This is a genomic window from Microbacterium sp. RD1, from assembly GCF_052220165.1.
In the GTDB taxonomy this organism is placed as follows: Bacteria; Actinomycetota; Actinomycetes; order Actinomycetales; family Microbacteriaceae; genus Microbacterium.
This window is the reverse complement of record NZ_JBQPOL010000001.1, coordinates 1,071,822-1,086,014: the sequence shown is the minus strand read 5'-3', so window position 1 is coordinate 1,086,014 and position 14,193 is coordinate 1,071,822. Positions and strand designations below refer to the sequence as shown.

General features: G+C 68.5%; 14 protein-coding genes. 7 read left to right on the top strand and 7 right to left on the bottom strand.

The window, feature by feature from the left end:
* The first annotated feature begins 35 nt into the window (after window positions 1-35).
* Window positions 36-1,202 (top strand): cytochrome P450, encoded by a 1,167-nt coding sequence (locus ACTU3I_RS05200; RefSeq protein WP_442924583.1) that lies wholly within the window; start codon window positions 36-38, stop codon window positions 1,200-1,202.
* A gap of 52 nt (window positions 1,203-1,254) precedes the next feature.
* Here ACTU3I_RS05200 and ACTU3I_RS05195 read toward each other — a convergent pair whose 3' ends face one another.
* On the bottom strand, window positions 1,255-2,661 hold the full coding sequence (locus tag ACTU3I_RS05195; protein WP_442924582.1) for a serine hydrolase domain-containing protein: 1,407 nt from the start codon (window positions 2,659-2,661) through the stop codon (window positions 1,255-1,257).
* An 84-nt stretch (window positions 2,662-2,745) separates the two neighbouring features.
* On the opposite strand from ACTU3I_RS05195, the gene ACTU3I_RS05190 reads away from it, so the two are divergent.
* On the top strand, window positions 2,746-3,360 hold the full coding sequence (locus ACTU3I_RS05190; RefSeq protein WP_442924581.1) for a TetR family transcriptional regulator: 615 nt from the start codon (window positions 2,746-2,748) through the stop codon (window positions 3,358-3,360).
* A gap of 42 nt (window positions 3,361-3,402) precedes the next feature.
* Here the strand turns inward: ACTU3I_RS05190 and ACTU3I_RS05185 are convergent, their stop codons facing one another.
* Entirely contained in the window at window positions 3,403-3,831 is a 429-nt protein-coding gene (locus ACTU3I_RS05185; RefSeq protein ID WP_442924579.1) for a DUF6640 family protein, read from the bottom strand.
* An 85-nt stretch (window positions 3,832-3,916) separates the two neighbouring features.
* Here ACTU3I_RS05185 and ACTU3I_RS05180 point away from each other — a divergent pair, with 85 nt between their 5' ends.
* The gene (locus ACTU3I_RS05180) at window positions 3,917-4,546 is read left to right on the top strand and encodes a TetR/AcrR family transcriptional regulator (RefSeq protein WP_442924578.1); all 630 of its coding nucleotides are present in this window, start codon (window positions 3,917-3,919) and stop codon (window positions 4,544-4,546) included.
* Window positions 4,547-4,574: 28 nt separating this feature from the next.
* On the opposite strand, the gene ACTU3I_RS05175 is transcribed toward ACTU3I_RS05180, so the two are convergent.
* From ACTU3I_RS05175 to ACTU3I_RS05165, 3 genes are all read right to left on the bottom strand, one after another.
* Window positions 4,575-5,762: an acetyl-CoA acetyltransferase gene (locus ACTU3I_RS05175; RefSeq protein WP_442924577.1), complete on the bottom strand. Its 1,188-nt coding sequence runs from the start codon at window positions 5,760-5,762 to the stop codon at window positions 4,575-4,577.
* Window positions 5,759-6,832, bottom strand: coding sequence for a Glu/Leu/Phe/Val dehydrogenase dimerization domain-containing protein (locus ACTU3I_RS05170; RefSeq protein ID WP_442924576.1), 1,074 nt, complete (start codon window positions 6,830-6,832; stop codon window positions 5,759-5,761). Before ACTU3I_RS05170 ends, ACTU3I_RS05175 begins: the two co-directional genes overlap by 4 nt.
* Window positions 6,833-7,101: 269 nt before the next feature.
* The gene (locus ACTU3I_RS05165) at window positions 7,102-7,386 is read right to left on the bottom strand and encodes a DUF4342 domain-containing protein (protein WP_442924575.1); all 285 of its coding nucleotides are present in this window, start codon (window positions 7,384-7,386) and stop codon (window positions 7,102-7,104) included.
* Window positions 7,387-7,596: 210 nt separating this feature from the next.
* Here ACTU3I_RS05165 and ACTU3I_RS05160 point away from each other — a divergent pair, with 210 nt between their 5' ends.
* The 4 genes from ACTU3I_RS05160 to ACTU3I_RS05145 all read left to right on the top strand — a co-directional run bounded on the left by ACTU3I_RS05160 (window position 7,597) and on the right by ACTU3I_RS05145 (window position 11,699).
* The gene (locus ACTU3I_RS05160) at window positions 7,597-8,223 is read left to right on the top strand and encodes a hypothetical protein (protein WP_442924574.1); all 627 of its coding nucleotides are present in this window, start codon (window positions 7,597-7,599) and stop codon (window positions 8,221-8,223) included.
* A gap of 81 nt (window positions 8,224-8,304) precedes the next feature.
* Entirely contained in the window at window positions 8,305-9,543 is a 1,239-nt protein-coding gene (locus ACTU3I_RS05155) for a sensor histidine kinase (RefSeq protein ID WP_442924573.1), read from the top strand.
* A complete protein-coding gene (locus ACTU3I_RS05150) occupies window positions 9,540-10,214 on the top strand; it encodes a response regulator (protein WP_442924572.1) in 675 nt (224 codons plus the stop codon). Before ACTU3I_RS05155 ends, ACTU3I_RS05150 begins: the two co-directional genes overlap by 4 nt.
* A 177-nt stretch (window positions 10,215-10,391) precedes the next feature.
* Window positions 10,392-11,699 (top strand): fumarylacetoacetate hydrolase family protein, encoded by a 1,308-nt coding sequence (locus ACTU3I_RS05145; protein ID WP_442924571.1) that lies wholly within the window; start codon window positions 10,392-10,394, stop codon window positions 11,697-11,699.
* A 110-nt stretch (window positions 11,700-11,809) separates the two neighbouring features.
* Here the strand turns inward: ACTU3I_RS05145 and ACTU3I_RS05140 are convergent, their stop codons facing one another.
* The gene (locus ACTU3I_RS05140; protein ID WP_442924570.1) at window positions 11,810-12,766 is read right to left on the bottom strand and encodes an alpha/beta hydrolase; all 957 of its coding nucleotides are present in this window, start codon (window positions 12,764-12,766) and stop codon (window positions 11,810-11,812) included.
* Between the two features lie 26 nt (window positions 12,767-12,792).
* Window positions 12,793-14,175: an MFS transporter gene (locus ACTU3I_RS05135; protein WP_442924569.1), complete on the bottom strand. Its 1,383-nt coding sequence runs from the start codon at window positions 14,173-14,175 to the stop codon at window positions 12,793-12,795.
* Window positions 14,176-14,193: the final 18 nt, after the last annotated feature.

The following is a 14,193-nucleotide window of genomic DNA, read 5'->3' as shown; positions in this document are numbered from 1 at the left end:
CGTGTCGATCGGAACCCGAGAGAGAGGAATCACCCATGCTGTGGGATTTCGCAACGGCCCTGACGCCGGTCGCCGACGCAGACACCCCCGACGCCGCCGACTTCTATGCGGGGCTACTCGCCGCGAGTGCGGTGGAGAAGTTCGACGTGGAGGGGACGCCGTACACGGGGATCTTCGCCTACGACGACGTCATGTCCGTCGCCGCCGACACGGCGACGTTCAGCAACGTCCGGCCCGACGAAGGCCCGCGCATCCTCCCGCTGGAAAGCGACCCGCCGCAGCACTCGTTCTTCCGCGGACTCATCAGTGGCGGATTCGCGTCGTCTCGTGTCGCCGGCATCGAAGCCCAGGTGCGCCCGATGGCCGTCGAGATGGTCGACGCCATGGTCGCCCGCGGATCGGCGGAGTTCTCGCAGGAATTCTGCTACCGCTACCCCACCCGGGTGCTCTGCAGCTTCCTCGGACTGCCCGACGAGGACTGGCAGTTCCACCACGATTGGGTCGCGGAGCTGGAGCGTCGCACGGGGCACGGCCTGAACGCGCCGACCGAGTCGCTCCAAGAGGCCCTCGCGCCGATCATCCCCTACATGCTGCAGGTGGTGGCCGAGCGCCGTACTGACCTCGGCGAAGACGTCATCAGCGACATCATCCGCAACGGAAGTGAGGCCGGTCTCGACGATATGGCCATCACCTTCATGGGCATCACCATCATGATGGCCGGCCACGTCACCACCACCAGCGGCCTGAGCAACATGGTGCTGCGCCTGGCGAAGGATCCTCAGCTGCAGGCGTTCGTCCGCGAGCACCCGGACCGCATACCCGACTTCATCGAGGAGAGCCTGCGCCTGGAAGCTCCGCAGCAGAACATGCCACGGTGGGCGACCGTCGACACCGAGGTCGGGGGCGTGCCGATCGCGCAGGGCGACAACATCCTGGTGCATTTCGGCTCCGCCAATGTCGATCCGGCCCATTGGCCCGACGCGGATCGTTTCGACATCGACCGCGCGAACAAGCGCCACCTCGCCTTCGGACGGGGTGTTCACCAGTGCGTGGGAGCACCGCTGGCGCGGATGGAGATGCGGGTCGCTCTGGAGGAGCTGCTCGCCCGCACCTCGTCGATCACGGTGGCCGGGGACGTGCAGCGCATCACATGGCCGCGGATGGCCGTCGAGGAGATGCCCCTCGCTCTGACCGCCGCCTGATCGTCGGGCGGGGCGGGGCGGGCGGTGCGCGGGCGCCCGCCCCGCTCGCCGCCTAATCTCCTTCGTCCGCGGCGACCCGCCGGTGGGCTCGCCCACCGAAGTGGAGATAGCTCGGCAGTTCGTCGGCGTCGTCGGGGTTGAAGAACACCGCGAGGAGGTCCGCGTCCGCGATGGGAAGCTTCAGCAGGAAGGAGTCCTCCCGGGCGACGGGCTTCAGCGGGAGGTCGATCATCGGAACCCAGCCCTGATCCTGCGCGACCCCGTGCGACGGCGTGACGGTCGCGAGAAGCCGGCCCTCGGCATCCGCCGTGATGCGGAAGGTCAGCCCCTCGCGCTGGTAGGTGCCGGTGTACCGCTCGGGCGCGGCCACGCGCAGATCGTCGAGTGCGGCCGGATCCGGTCGAGGCCCCACACCCAGACGGCGCTGGAACAGCCACGCAGCGAGCTCCCGGTACACACCCAGCGCGCTTTCGACGTTGGTCTGCAGGCAGAAGCCGAAGCGCTCTTCCGGCGCCAGGCGCATGAAGGCGTTCTGTCCGATGGAGTTGCCGTCGTGACCGATGACGGTCACCTCCCCCCAGGAATCGAGGATCCATCCGAGGCCCCACCCCCGCCCGAGCACGGAATCGTCGACGAGCTCCACCTGCTGCTCGAGCATGCTCCCCGCAAGCTCCGCGTCGAGCAGCCGTATGCCGTCCGGCGCCACGCCGCCGTTCAGATGCAGCTGCGCGAACGCCAGCACGTCGCCGGCGGATGCGACGACCGCCGAGCCCATCGGGCCGAAGGCTCGCCACAGCCCCCAGGTGGGGCTGACCACCAGCTGCGAGGGATCGCCCTGGTCGGGGACATGACCGACGGAGACGGGGTGGACGATCGCCTCATCGGCGAACGAGACGGTGTGCTCGAGCCCGAGCGGGGCGAAGATGCGCGCGCGGAGCGCCTCTTCGAAGGTCGTGCCCATCAGCACCTCGACGATGCGGCCGAGGATGGAGTAGCCGCTGTTGCTGTAGCTCCAGATCGCTCCAGGCGGGGCGATCTGGGGCAGTTCGGCGCATCCGGCGACATAGCGGGCCACCGCGTCGTCTCCACGGCCGGTGTCGGTGAAGTGATCCCCGTCGAAGCCGCTGGTGTGGGTCAGGAGGTTCCGAGGGGTCACGATGTCGCGGGCGTGCGAGTCGGCGACTTCGAAGTCGGGGAGATACGTCCGCACGGGGGTGTCGAGGTCGAGCTTGCCCTCTTCCACGAGCATCATCACGAGCGTCGCGGTGTACAGCTTGCCGATGGAGCCGGGCAGAAACAGCGCATCCGTGGTCGCGGCAAGGCCCGTCCGCAGACTCAGTACTCCCGCTGCGACCTCGGTGACGGTGTCGCCGTCCAGTACGGCGAGCTGCGCTCCGGGCACGCCATGCGCAGCGATCAGCTCCGTGAGCTTCCGCTCGAGCTCTTCAGACGTGAACATCTCGATCTCCTCCGATTGACCTACAGTGTAGGTCCAGCTTACCTACACTGTAGGTAGATGTGTCAAGGCCGTTATGCTCGTTCGGTGGCGGCACTGACCCGGGAGCGGATCCTCGACTGCGCGGTGGGCATGGCCGACCGTGACGGCCTGGACGCCGTGACCCTCCGCCGGATCGCCGCCGAACTCGGCGTGCACGTCACGTCGCTCTACAACCACGTAGAGACCCGCGACGCGATCACCGACGGGATCGTCGACATGCTGCTGGATCAGGCGCATCTCCCCGTGAGTCCGGTGGAGTGGGAGGAGTGGGTGCGCACGTTCTTCACGGCCATGGAAGACATCGCCACCCGGCATCCGGGAGCATTCGCCGCGCTGGCGCGTCGGCCGGTGCAGGGTGCGCGAGCGGCGGCCTCCTTCGAGGTCGCCCTGGCAGCGTTCACGCGTGCGGGGCTGACCACGGGCGATGCGTACAGCGCCGTGAAGGCGGCCGTCTACCCCGCGCTGACGGTGGGCGCCGAGCGGAGCATGATGGCGCGCGGCGAGCTGTCCGAGACCGGCATGGAAGACCTGCCGCCCGAGAGCTTTCCGCAGTTCCACGCCCTGCGCGGATACGACCCGACGTTGGCGTGGTCCTTCAGCCTCGAGGTGCTCGTGGCCGGGCTCCGTGCGCAGATCTCGGCACGGCCGGGCAGCGACTGATCGTCAACGGCAGCCCGCGCGCACCGAGCCCTCGGACCACGTTCAGTGTGCTCGCGTCATCCGGCGTCGCTCCAGCACGTAGCCGAGGCCTGTGAGCACGAGGACGGGCACGGTGGTGAGCAGCTGCGTCCAGTTGTCCTTGCGCGGCGGGTCGGCGGTGGCCGTGCCCGGGTACAGGGCTGCGGTCAACTGACTGACGTGGTAGACCGCACCCGTCACCGCCGCACTGTCGAGGCCGATGCGGGTGTCGCGAGGACGCCCCCACAGGCTGTACAGCGTGGCCAGCGCGAGCCCCAACCCCATGCTCATCGTCTGGCCGGTGTGGAACTTCGCGTGGGGGGTCCATTCGTCGTTGTAGATATGCGTCTTGTTGAAGTCGGCGACGAACACGCCGATCCCCATCCCCACCGCTGCGACAGACATCATCGCCTTGCCGAGCGGGAACCCCTGGCGCTGCGCTCTCCTGGACATCTCCGACTCCCTCATTTTGGTACTCAGTACCATATCACTCGCCGTCCCTCCCGGTTCGGCAGACCGGTTCGGATAGGATGTCGAGGTGTCGCCCGCCTCGCCGTCCAGACCCGAACCCGCCGAGACGCTCACGGTGCGCAAGCAGCGACGAGCACGCCAGCGCATCATCGAAGCCGCCGACGACCTCTTCGCCTCGCGCGGCTACGACGACGTCTCCGTCAGCGATATCGCCGAGCGGGCCGAGGTGGGTCGCACCACCTTCTTCCGCTATTTCGGCGACAAGACGGAGGTCGTCTTCGCGAAGGAGCAGGCCATGCTCGACGCCGTGGCGCGAGCGGGGATGGACGAGAGCGTCGAGACCGCCCGCGACATCCGAGCGGCGATCGAGCAGCTCCGCCCGATCGTCCTCGAACTGTGCGAGGAGGCATCCGAAGACCCGGACGCGTACGAGCGCCACTCCAGGCTCCTCGATCGCCACGTCGAGCTGCGCGCGCGCGACGCACTCAAAGCGCAGCAGATCGCGACGCGCCTCACCGAGATCCTCCGCCACCGTGGCACGCCCGAGAAGACGGCCGTCCTGGCGTCCCAGGTCGCGTTGGCCTGCTACGAGACCGCACGGCAGCGCGTCACGAGCGCCCGTCAGCTCCTCGCCGAGACGCGTGCGGCTTTCCGCGAGGTGCTCGCGCTCGGCGACCCGGGCCGCGCAGACGCCTGACGACCGCGACCGCGACCGTCCGCCCGCCTCACACCGCCTCGAGGACGCTCACGTAGTTCGCGACGGCGAGGCCTCCCATGTTGTGGACCGCCGCGCGCCGTGCCCCCGGACGCTGCATCTCGCCCGCGGTTCCCGACAGCTGCATCGCGGCGAGGACGTGCTGCGAGACACCGGTCGCGCCCACCGGATGACCCTTGGCCTTCAGACCTCCCGACAGGTTGACCGGCAGCCTGCCGTCGGCCTGCACCCACCCCTCTTCGACGGCCCGCCTCCCGGAACCGGCCTCCGTCAGGCCCATCACCTCGTACATGATCAGCTCGGCGATGGTGAAGCAGTCGTGCACCTCGACCAGGTCGAGGTCTCCGACGGCTACTTCCGCCATCTCGAGGGCACGATTCCATGCCACCGCGCTCCCCGCGAAAGCCGTGGGGTCGCGGCGCGCAGCGGGGAGGAAGTCGCTCGCCTGCCCGAAGCCGCTGAGGCGCACCGGAGCCGCAGCGGCGCCGATCACGCGCTGCGCGGAGAGCACGAGGGCTGCCGCGCCGTCGGAGATCGGGGAGCAGTCGGTCCGGCGAAGAGGATGCGCCACCACCGGATTGCGCTCGGAGACGGTCTGGCAGAACTCGACACCGAGGTCCTTGCGGATCTGGGCGTACGGATTGGCGACCCCGTTGCGGTGATTCTTCGCCGCGATCATCCCGAGCGCGTCCGCGACCTCCCCGTACCGCTCCTCATAAGCACGGGCTGTCCGGGCGAAGAGCCCGGCGAAGCCGGTATCCGACTCGCGACCGGCCGTCTCGTAGTCGGCACCGAGGAGAGCGGCCCCGACGACGGACGTCGCTGCGTGGGTCATCTTCTCCGCTCCGATCACGAGAACGTGTCGCGCCGTCCCCGCCAGCAGAGACTTCACGCCCTGGTGCAGAGCCGCAGATCCCGACGCGCACGCGTTCTCGACCCGGGTGGCAGGCCGATACAGCAGACCGTCGGAGGCCTGCAGCGGTAAAGAGGATGCGAAAGCCAAGGGGAGCAGACCCGAGTTGAAGTTGCCGAGGTAGATCTCGTCGATGTCTTCAGGCTCCAGGCCGCTGTTCACGATCGCCTCTTCGGCGACCGCTCGGATGAGCGACCCGAGATCTTCGTCGGCAAGCTTGCCGAAGCGCGAGTGCCCCCAGCCGACGAGGAGCACATCGGTGCCGAACTGCGATTCCACCGTCATGACTCGACCCCCTGCATCACCGGCAGCGCTCCGGACGCGGCGTCGGCCAAGCGCCGCTCGGCGATGCGCACCGCCGCCTGCTGAGGCGTCACCCCGTCGGCGGATGCGGTGTCGTAGATGTCAGCCAGCGTCCGACCGATCCCCGCGATCCGCGCGTCCACCTCGGCCGGCGGCAGGCCCTCGAGCTCCGTGAGGATGGCCGCGAGAGCACCGCCCGCGTTGACGACGAAGTCCGGTGCCCAGAGGATGCCGCGCTCCGCCAGCTGCTCGTCGCCGTCGGCATCGGCGAGCTGGTTGTTGGCCGGACCCACGACGGCCTTGCAATCGAGCGCCGCGATGGCTTCGGCTGTCAGAAGACCTCCGACGCCGGCGGGGACGACGACATCCGTCGGCCGTGTCATGGCATCTGCGAGGGGCACCCATTCGGCGCCGATCTTTTCGGCGAATGCGCGGCGGGCGGGATCGAGGTCGGTGACGGTCAGAGCGGCACCCTCGTCGGCGAGGGCCTGGGCCACGCGGGATCCGACCTGCCCCAGCCCGATGACCGTGACACGCAGATCCGCCGTCTCGAGGCCGAGCCTGTCGAGCGTCGTCTGCACGCTGGCGTACACCCCGGCGGCGGTGGGCGCGGCGGGCTCTCCGATGCCGCCCCGGTCAGCGGGCAGCCCGATGGCGTACTCGGTGCGTTCCCGCACGACCAGGATGTCGGCGGTGCTCGTGCCGACATCCTCCGCGGTCCGATACGCGCCCTCGAACGACTCGACGAGATCGCCGAGGTCGAGGAAAGCCTTGCGGCGCTCCTCGGGTGTGAGTACCTGGCCCGGTCGCAGCGCGATGACCGATTTGCCTCCGCCGGTGGCGAGGCCGGCGACCGCACACTTCAAGGTCATCGCCGCCGAGAGCCTCATCGCATCCGCCAACCCGTCGCCCCACTGCTCGTAGGACCACAGACGGCATCCCCCGAGCGCCGTCCCCAGGGCGGTGGAATGCACCGCCACGGTCATCGGAAGCCCTGACCGTCGCCCGACCGTGGAGACGACGCGTTCATGGGCAAGGGTGGGAAGCATCATTGAGTCCTCGTTCCGTGGGAAGCACCTCGTATCGACTATCTGCCCACGGATTCCGCTCTTGCACAATTGCCACTTCTAAACCGAGGCAGAATGCGCAATCTGGGCCTAGACTCTCCGCGAGGGTCAACAGATTGCACTGAGGGGAGTGCATCTGACCTGGGGAGTGCGAGATCCCCCAGACTCGCACTCCCCGCAGGAACGAGACTCCCTCCGGGTCGGCGGCGAACCGGCGAACCGTGGTCCGGGCGCCTCCCGCGCGGCGGCGCGGGTCACCCCTCGTCTTCCGCGGGGGCCCGCCGCTCGACGCCGATGGTGACGCGAGTCACGAGTGCGGCGACCGCCCCGACGGCCACCAGGACGGGAGCGAGGAAGACACCGACCGCGGTGACGGCCACTCCCGCCGTGAGGGGCACTTCGAGGATGGTCTCGCCGGTGTCGCGCTTGATGAAGAGGCGACTGGCGTTGCCTTCGCCGACGATCTCGCGGACGCGGGCGACCGCATCGCCGCTCTTGACCTCGAACTCTTCGTACCCGTTCTTGCTGTTGTCGTTCATGAGGATCTTCCCTTCTGGATGGTCCGGCGCTTCCGGCCACCGCAGTGACGGTAGGCGCCGGGAGCCTGCTCGCGCGTCCAACCGCGGTCTCGATCCGCACGGACCGGGGTACGGGAGCTCGCCGTACCGCTGGGTGACGCGCATCGCGGTCGACGGCTCTAGCGTGCCCAACCTCATACCCGAATCCAGCACGAAGAGAAGCGGAAGACGATGACCGATACCCCCGTCAGAAGGCCGGCCGATACGGTCCTGCGAGTACTCACCCCGCTGCGGGCGGCAGGAGCGATCGGGCCGGCGGCGCTCGCGCACGCCGTTCACGGACTCGTACTCTTCGTCGCCATCGTCGGTGCGACCTTCGTCGCCGATTACCCCGTCTGGAAGATGTCCGTCTCCGCTGTGGCGGGCGTCGTCCTGCTCTATTGCGCGCACGTCTACTCTGCCGTTCTCGCCCACCAGCACGCCGCCGAGGGCTCACTCCAGACGGGCATCGCCACCGTCTGGCTCGAGATGAGGCGTACGCTCCCCCTTCTCGAGGCGTGCATCGTCCCGACCATTCCCCTGCTGATCGCCGTCACCGGAGCGTTGCCGGCAGTCGTCGCCTACACGACGAGCCTCAGCATCAGCCTGCTCGCCCTCGCCGTCGTGGGCTTCCTGGCTCTGCACAACCGCCGCGGCTCCCTGCGGCGATCGCTTCTCGCGGGGGGTCACGACGGCCGGTTTCGGCGCCGGCATCATCGCCGCCGAGACGTTCCTGCACTGAGGCCCAGATCGCGCGACCCTCGCGCTCGCGACCACCAGACCGTACGGCGGTACGGTCTGTTATGCCCGATCGGGTGATGCCGGTCCGATCGGCCGGCCGTACCGTCGAGATCGAGTCCGGGCAGGCATCCAGCGCAACCGGGTGGCAGGAGGGTGATCGTGACGAGCCGCACCGCGCGGGAGAAGCCGCGGATGCCCGTTGCCCTGCCGTTCTGGGCGTGGTGCACGTTCGCGGGGTTCTGCACCCTTCTGTTCGTCTCCGCGGTCCCCGTGATGACGGCGGTGGACGACATCGACCTGGCCGTCTCGTTCGCGATCGCGACAGTCCAGTGCGGGTCGCTCGTGCTCGCGATCTTCCGGCCGCTCCTCGGCTCCGCGTTGCAGTTCCTCGCCATCGTGGTGCTGGCCGTCGTCACCCGCTCCGCCGAGGCAGACATCTGGCCGCTCCCCGTCACCGGCCTCATCTCGCTCGGTGCTCTTGTTCTCATCGTCGGCATCCGCGAGTGGTGGATCCTCTCGCTGGCCGTGTGGTGGGTCAGCATCGTCGTGCTCATCGCGCTGGTCGCCCTCCTGGCCGACGACATCGTCCCGGCATCGGTGTGGGGCGCGAATCTCACCATCTACTCGAGCTACACCATCACGGTGCTCGCGGCCGCGATCGCGGTGGGCCAACGGGGACGCATCCGCACGGACCTCGCCCGCGCCCGGCGTGACATCGAGCTGGAGCACGCGCAACGGCTGTACGTCGAGGAGCGGGCGCGCATCGCGCGGGAACTCCACGATGTCGTCGCCCACAGCATGTCCCTCATCCACATGCAGGCCCTGTCCGCTCCCTTCAGAGTGCGCGACGCCCCTTCCGACGTCATCGAGCAGGAATTCGGCGACATCGCCCGCTCTGCCCGCACCGCGCTGTCGGAGATGCGCCAACTGCTCGGCGCGCTGCGCTCGGACGCCGACGACAGCGCCGATCTGATGCCTCAACCGCAGCTCGCCGACCTCGCCGATCTCACGACCGCGACATCGCGCGCAGGGACGTCCGTCAGGGTGGACACCGACCCCGACGCCTTCCTGACGAGTTCCCTCGTGCAGCTCACGGCCTACCGCGTCGTCCAGGAGGCGTTGAGCAACGTCATCCGTCACGCCCCCGGGGCATCCACCGCCGTGAGGGTGAGCGCGCGGGACGATGCCATCTTCCTCTCCGTGCGAAACGCCGCACCCGCATCCGCCGCATCCCGCCCGCAGCCCGTCGTCGACCGCGGGGGTCAGGGACTGCGCGGCATGCGCGAGCGCGTCACGCTCTTGGGAGGGCGGTTGTCGGCCGCCGCGACGCCCGACGGCGGGTACGTCGTCGACGCGATGATCCCGGCGGTCATCGATCGAGATCGGGAGAACTCATGAACATCCGGGTGCTGATCGTGGACGACCAGCCGATGTATCGAGCCGGGATGTCCGCGATCCTCGGCGGGTCCGACGGCATCACCGTGGTCGGCGAGGCCAGCGACGGCGAGGAAGCGATCGCCCGCAACCGGGTCCTGAACCCCGACGTCGTGCTCATGGACGTGCGCATGCCGAGGATGAACGGCATCGACGCCACACGGAAACTGACGCGGCCCAGCGGCGCGGCCAACGTCCCCCGGGTCATCATGCTGACGACGTTCGACATCGACGAGTACGTGTACGCCGCACTCGAGGCGGGCGCGAGCGGGTTCCTGCTCAAAGATGCCGATGTGCAGGAGCTCACGTCGGCGGTGAGCGTGGTGGCCCGGGGCGACTCGCTCCTGTCACCGCGCGTGACGCGCCGCCTCATCGAGAACTTCGTGGCGAGCCGGCCCGCCGGTCTGCAGTCCCTGACCGTGTTCAACAACCTCACCGACCGCGAACGGGAAGTGTTCCTCCTCATCGCCACGGGACGGTCGAACGCAGAGATCGGCAGGGAGCTGTTCATGGCCGAGCAGACCGCGAAGAGCCACGTCAGCCGCATCCTGTCCAAACTGCAGCTCCGCGACCGCATCCACGCGGTCATGCTGGCGTATGAAACGGGGCTCGTGACGCCCGGCTCCCCCAGCTGACGCCGGAGCGCCTCTCCTCATCGAACGATCCCTCCCGCGAGGTGGGCGGAGCCGTACGCGCGTACGGGCGACGAGCACCCCGTGGGTGAGGACTCGCCGCCCATCGCACTCCTAGTTTCAGGTCACGCCGCGGGAGAAACGCTTCCGCTCAGGGCGACCGTGCACCGAGGAGAGATCATGACCAGCAGCACCATCCGTGACACCGACATCCCGGTCGACACCGGCAGCAGCGGATCGTTCCCGCGTCGGCACCGAAAGGGGCTGACGGTCACCGGCATCATCGCGGCGGGCGCCGTCGTCGCGAGCCTCGGCTCGTACGCCGTGATCCGCGGCCTGCCGCCGGAGTTCCCCCTCGTCTATGCCGAGAAGCTCGAGCCGGGCGTCACCGATGGCATCACGCTCGCCGAGCCGGCCACCGCACTCACCTTCGCCCGCATCGACACCGAGACCGGTCCGACCGTCCTCGCCGTCACCGGGTACTCCGGCGGACGGATCACGGGCGTCGACCTTAGCGCCGCGACCGGCACCGTGCACACCGATCCCATCTCGGCATTTCACACGCTCGGGTACGCGGCGCTGGAGGGCATCGCCGTCGACGCGTCACGGCCCACCCTCACGGTCGACGCGTCTGACGTGCTCACCGCGATCGACACCCACAAACACCACATCGGCACCGGCACGAACTACGTCGAGCATCAGGAGGAGGCGACCATCGACGAGCCGTACCTCTTTCCGAAGCTCGGTGCGATCACCGACTCGAACGAGCCGCTCGCGGCCGGCGACGGCGGGCTGCTCGACTACGAGGTCGAACTCGGCCTCGTCGCGATGGACGACATCACGGCGGAGACGGGTATCCCGGAGCACATGGGGCTCATGCTCACGAACGACTGGACAGACCGCGAGCTGCTCGTCGATCAGATCGAGCCCGATAATCTGACCGACGCAGCCGGGTTCACCAACTCGAAGAGCCAACCCGGCTTCTTCAGCACCGGAGACCTGTTCGTCATCCCCGCCGATTGGCAGTCCTACTACAGAGAACTCGAGCTCGATCTGTACGTCAACGGCGACCTCCGTCAGCGCGCACACCCGTCGGACATGGTGTGGGACGCTCCGACCGTGATCGAGAAGACGCTCGCGATCGGCAACCGCACCTGGGACAGCGACGGCGTGGCGGTGCCGCTCACGCCTGAGCCGGGCATCATCACCCGAGGGACGATCATCCAGAGCGGCACGCCCGAGGGCGTCGTGTACCGGGCTCCCGACACCCGGCAGCGCATCCTCGGGTTCATGGAATACATCGCCAGCTTCGGGACGAATGCCGAATCGATCGTCGACTCCGCGTTGGAGGTGTACGTCCGCGATGCGCACGCGGCGGGCGTCTACCTGAAGCCCGGCGACGAGATCGTCACCCGCGCCGACGGCCTGGGTCAGATCTTCACGCAGATCGTCGCCGGATCGCGGTCCGAGACCGAAGACCTGCGCTGACGACGACCGCCCTGCCGAGCGCCCCTCTGGTCGAAGCCGGAGGGGCGATCGGCGTCGGTCGAACCGATCTCGGGCCCCGCTATGGCAGGCGCGGCCTGCCCCCTGACGGATCACAGAGCGCGGATGACGCGGATGCGGTCGGCCCGCCACCGTTTCGTCAGCGGTCCGCCGTAGCCGATCCAGTCGTAGCCGTGGGGCGCGCCGGGATACATGTGAAGCTCCGTGCTCACACCGGCGCGGACGAGCCGCCCGGCGTAGTCGAGATCCTCGTCGCGGAAGATGTCGAGGTCGCCGGTCTCGATGTACGCGGGCGCAAGTCCCCGGAAGTCGCGATTGCGCGCGGGCGCGGCGAGCGGCGACACGTCATCCGCCCCGATCCGGTCGCCCAGCAGCGCGTGCCACCCCGTGTAGTTGTTGTCGTAGCTCCACACCGCTGTGGGTTCGAGTTCCGGATCCGGATCGGTGTTGCGATCGTCGAGCATGGGATAGATCAGAATCTGACCCCTCAAGCGGATGCCTCGATCGCGGGCGAGGATCGCGGCTCCGGCCGCGGGAGCTCCACCGCCGGAATCGCCCATGACAGCGATGCGGGTCGGGTCGATCGCCTGCTCAGCCGCGTGCTCCCGCAGCCACTCCACGCCCGCGAAGGCGTCTTCCGTGATCGCGGTCCCCGTGGCTTCCGGGGCGAGGCGGTTGTCCACGGCCAGGAAGGGAACTCCCGTCCATTGCACGTAGGCCCGCAGGAGGTGGTCATACAGCGCGACCGAGCCGCTGATCAGGCCGCCACCGTGAAGGTAGACCACCGCGGAGCCCGGTTCGGAACCCGCTTTCCGGTAGAGCCGGAGAGGGATGACCGTTCCATCCGTCGAGACCGCGGAGTACTCGGAGTAGGAGACATCCGGGGCCGGCCCGGCCTGCGCGTGGCTCGGGAGGAAGCCGGGGTCGAGGAACCGCCGGAGTGCGATCGGGTCGTCACGGTGGGGCGACACCATGCCCCCGGCCGCGGCGACCGCCTCCGCCCGAGCGGCGAGAGCCCGAGCGATGAACGGGTCGAGTTGCCTGGTCATGACGGGATCTCCGTGCGTTGCAGAAGTCATTCCTGGGAGATCTCCTCGAGGGCGCGCTTGGCTGTCCGCTCTCCGAGCAGGCCGATGATGAGCCCCACCAGCAGCACGGTCGCCGCCAGGACGAGGTAGAGCCCCTGGAAGCCGAGAAGGGCGAAGATCCCCGCGATCACGAGCCCTTGGAGGACGCCGCCCACGCGGCCGACCCCGTTGATGAGGCCGGCGCCGATGCCCCGCACGTGCGTCGGCAGAATCTCCGGGATATACGTGTAGAACGCCGCGGAGCCGACGGCCAGCATCGTCTGACCGACGAAGGCGAAGACGACCATCACGATCGGGGACGGGGCGAAAGAGAACACCGTGAAGCTGACGGCGGCCACGACACAGGCGATCATGATCGTCGTCCTGCGGTTGAGTCGATCGGCGACGGGGAAGAGCAGTACCGGGCTGACGAAGGATGAGAAGGACAGCACGGAGACGAACCCGAGTGCCTCCGTCTGGGACATTCCCGTCTCCACCAGCACGGTCGCCACCCACGACAGATGCCCGTAGACCACGAACAGAAACAGGAACCAGCCCGCCGTCGCGACCCCGATGCGCCGAAGGTAGATCGGCGACAGGAGCTCCCGATAGGTGCCCTTGGCCGTCGGAAGATCAGGGATGACGACCGGCTCAGCCAGCGGTCGGCGCGTGTAGGCGGTGGCCCGGCCCTCGAGCTTCGACACGATCGCATCCGCTGCCGCGTGGCGCCCCACGGACTGAAGCCACCGTACGGACTCGGGCAAGGCCACCGCCGCCAGAACGGCGACGAGGAGACCAGCGGCGCCGAGGACGAACAGCCACCTCCACGACCCGGCCTCACCCTCCGTGGCGAGCCGAAGAGCGAGGAGAGAGGTGACAGGTCCTGCCGTGAGGCCGATGAATGTGAGCGCGCTGAAGAATCGGCCTCGGGAAAGCCGAGGGAACATCTCGGCGAGGTAGACCATGATGACCCCGGTCGCTGCTTGCACTCCGATTCCGGTGATCACGCGGCTGACGGCGAGAATCTCGTAGTTCGGAGCGAGCGCCGACATCAGCGACCCGAGCGAGTAGAGCACCGACGACCAGATCAGGAGCCGCTTTCTTCCGAACCGGTCGGAGACACGGCCGCCGACGATCGCGCCGATCATCATGCCCACGAAAACGGCGGAGGTGATGACGCCGATCGACTCGAGGGGAAGGCCCCATTCGGCTCGGATCGTGGGCGCTGCGTAGGCGAAAACGGAGTTGTCGAAGGTCTCGACGAAGTAGGCCAGGCCCAGCACGATCACCCAGAACACCTGCATCCGGGTGACGGGGAGGCGATCCAGGCGGGCGACGACGCGTGCGCCCGTGTCGGGCAGCGGTGAGGCAGCGCCAGAAATGGTGTTCATGTCTTCTCCTTTGAAGCG